We start from the raw sequence: 2,929 nt of genomic DNA on the forward strand, positions 1-2,929 counted from the left end.
GATGCCGAAACCGGCATGAGGCGGAAGACGTCTGCTCACGACCTAACATCAGTCGATGTCGTGGCCGAGACGCGGCCGACTTTTTCAACGATATCGGCCCTTAACGGCCTTTCCGGGCCTCGATAATCGCGCGCCGTTTAATTAACCACAATGTTAGCACGAGCGGCCCGCCAGCCATTGTCGGCTTTTGACCGCCTGAAGCTGACGTTCGCTGTCCGAATTAGGTGCCACTTTCGGGTTCGGCGTAATGAAGCGCGCGGGCCTTACCGGGCGGCCCGCATCACTTCTTTTTCACAGCGGCTTGCTAATCTGCTCCGTCGCTTTTTGCCCGCTCGATGAATTTCTCCGCGACTGCCTTGCCGAGTGCGACACCTGCACGGTTGTCCATTTCGTAGTGGATACCCGCCCAAATACGCGAATCGCCCGCCTCTTTGCCGACCGCGCGGATGAACTCCGCATGGCTGGGGAACAAGTACGCAAGGATCTCGCAACGCGCCGTTGAGAGAGTGGAGTGATTTGACGGATAACTCGGAAAGGGCGGCACCGCGAACAGGGGAGTGATGGTCGGGTCAAGCTGGTTGGGCCGAAGGTACCAATACGCGAACTTCCCGTCGTTGCTTGCAATGAACGCGTCGTAATGGACCGTTGCGAGCATCGCGTACGCGCGCGCAGCCCGCGGGGGGTTCGAATCCGTCTTGTCCTCGAACATCCACCTGCTGGCGTAGTCATACCAGCTCGTAAACAGGCCGGCTGGACTCTGCCAGTAGAAGGCTTTGTAGTTGTTGGGAAATTTTCGCTCAAACTGCCGAACTGCATCCGCCTCGGCCCTTACGGTCGCCGACTGACAGTCGGGCGGAGCCGGCGGCCTGAATTCATCGTGTGCGGCCAGCAGGATCGGCTTCCAGTCGGGCATGGTCGCGTTGCCGGGTTTGTCCCCGACCCACATGCACGGCCCGGTCGGGACCGTGCCGGTCCAGACTGCGTCGGAGCCATCGGCTTTTGCTCGCGCAATCACCTGCTCTGCCACCCGTCGCCCCAACTCCAGGCCGGCGGAAGAGTCGCTCGGGAACTGGACACCGGCAAGGACGCGCGACTGCGCTGCTTCTTCGGCCATCGCCTGGAACGACGACGCCTCGTCCGGAAAGAAATAGGAAAGAACCGTCGCGGCGGCTCCGGCGGTTGCCGCGTGTTCAGATGGATAGGAGGGACTCCGAGGCGTAGGCAGCGCAGTCGGCAGTGTCGCGTCTGCCTCGCTCGGGCGGGGGCGATTGTAGAAGTACTTCGACTCCCACGCCGCGATGGTGGCGTCGTACATCGCCATCGTCAAATAGGTATAGATGCGGTGCGCATTGGAGATCGGCCGGCCTTTGAGAACACGATTGTTGACTAGGTCGATCCATCGATAGCCGGGCGAGCCGGCGTCCCAGAACGTGATCTTGGCGGCGACCTGCGCGTCGTTCTTTGCGACAAGATTGTGGAGCTGCTCCAGCTCGGTTGCGGAAGTATCCGGCGGGGGCGGGACTCGGAAATCCTTGCCAGACGTGATCACCCACGTCTTCCAGGATCCAGCCTTTGGCTCTATCGGATCGGATTGAGCGAAAGCGCAGTTCCCTGACAAAAGGATCACCACGCAGGCCTTGGCAAAGCTAAGCATGTTGGGCCTCCACAAAGCGTGCCGGCCACCCGCTCACGTCTTCAACTCACGTTTGATTTCGTCGGAGAAGCGGAAATCCGTCCCTTTGGCGATGATCTCCTGCGGGCTCGACTTGATCATGCCCGTTTCCTGCATGCGCAGCGCGTAGAAGCGCACGGAGTCTTCCGCGTCGTATTCCCTCCACTTGTCTTGCCCGGTGTTCTGCAAGGTCGTCAACGCAACCTCGTAGTTCGGCAGGAAGCCCTGATCGACCACAGCGCGGGCGGCCGCTGTCGGGTTGGACGCGCAGAATTCGGCCGAGCGGAGAATGGCCCGGAGCACGCGCTTGGTGGCGACCGGATATTTGTCCACATACTCGCTCCGGCCGGCGACCATGCAGCAGAAATACTGCGACCAGGGTCGGTCAACCAGGTTCGCGAAGACCGTGTGGCCGATGTTCTTGGCACGAACCTCGGAGTATTGGCTGGTGTCCACCAAGAACGCATCGACCTTGCCGTCGATGAAGTTCTGCATGAGCGAGCCGTTCTTCTGCACGCCCACCACCCACTCGACATCGCGGTTGGGATCGAGCCCGACATAGTTGATCAGCAGCTGGAGGAACACCTGCGGGTGGTCGTTCATCGCCCAGACGCCCATCCGCTTACCCTTGAGGTCGGCAATGCTGTTGATGCGATCGTTGGCGCGCAACTCCCAGCAGCCGGAATGCACGCCGGCGAGGATCTTGAGTGGCACTCCAGCCTCGACGTCGCGGATGTGCATCGTCGGCATGTTGAAGTCGAAATCCGTCTCACCCGCTGCGATCCATTGGCTGCTGTCGAAGTACTTCTGATCACCCTGCACGTACTGGACGTCGGTCATGCCGTCGGCGCGGAGCAGCTCGCCCGCGAGGTAGAGCGACTCCCAGCAATAGGCGCCGCCGATCCAACGCCCAAGCCGGACGCTGGTCGTCTCCGGCGGCGGCTCAGCGAGCGCCAGTCTCGGCGCTGCGACAAGTCCAGCGGTGCCGGCTGCCAGGCCGGCTATGAAGCTGCGGCGACTCTGGATGATTTGCATGTTCAAGTCTCCCCATCACGACAAACGGGATCACGTCTTCATCTCGCGTTTCAGTTCATTGAGGAAGCGCCAGTCCGTTCCGCTGGCCAGGATTTCCTGCGGGCCGGACTTGATCATGCCCGTCTCCTGCATGCGCAGTGTGTAGAACCGCAGGGAGTCTTCGGGATCGAAGTCTCGCCAGCGGTCGTACCGGATATCCCTTAGCGTTTGCTGCGCGTAATC

General features: G+C 61.1%; 2 protein-coding genes and 1 pseudogene. All 3 read right to left on the reverse strand.

The genetic code is table 11. The features are described from left to right. Positions 1-304 precede the first annotated feature (304 nt). On the reverse strand, positions 305-1,654 hold the full coding sequence (locus tag NKJ40_RS31615) for a vanadium-dependent haloperoxidase (RefSeq protein ID WP_352469363.1): 1,350 nt from the start codon (positions 1,652-1,654) through the stop codon (positions 305-307). A 33-nt stretch (positions 1,655-1,687) separates the two neighbouring features. Next, positions 1,688-2,707 carry an ABC transporter substrate-binding protein gene (locus NKJ40_RS31620; protein ID WP_352469364.1) on the reverse strand — a complete coding sequence of 340 codons (1,020 nt, stop codon included), beginning with the start codon at positions 2,705-2,707 and terminating at the stop codon, positions 1,688-1,690. A 30-nt stretch (positions 2,708-2,737) separates the two neighbouring features. Then, a pseudogene (locus tag NKJ40_RS31625) lies at positions 2,738-2,929 on the reverse strand (ABC transporter substrate-binding protein); the annotation flags it as partial.

Origin of the sequence: Mesorhizobium sp. M0119 (assembly GCF_040322615.1) — a bacterium.
Taxonomy (GTDB): Bacteria; Pseudomonadota; Alphaproteobacteria; order Rhizobiales; family Rhizobiaceae; genus Mesorhizobium.

Excerpts from the sequence above, each read along its gene's own strand:
- NKJ40_RS31615 (WP_352469363.1), bottom strand. The coding sequence starts at position 1,654 with ATGCTTAGCTTTGCCAAGGCCTGCGTGGTGATCCTTTTGTCAGGGAAC.
- NKJ40_RS31620 (WP_352469364.1), bottom strand. The coding sequence starts at position 2,707 with ATGCAAATCATCCAGAGTCGCCGCAGCTTCATAGCCGGCCTGGCAGCC.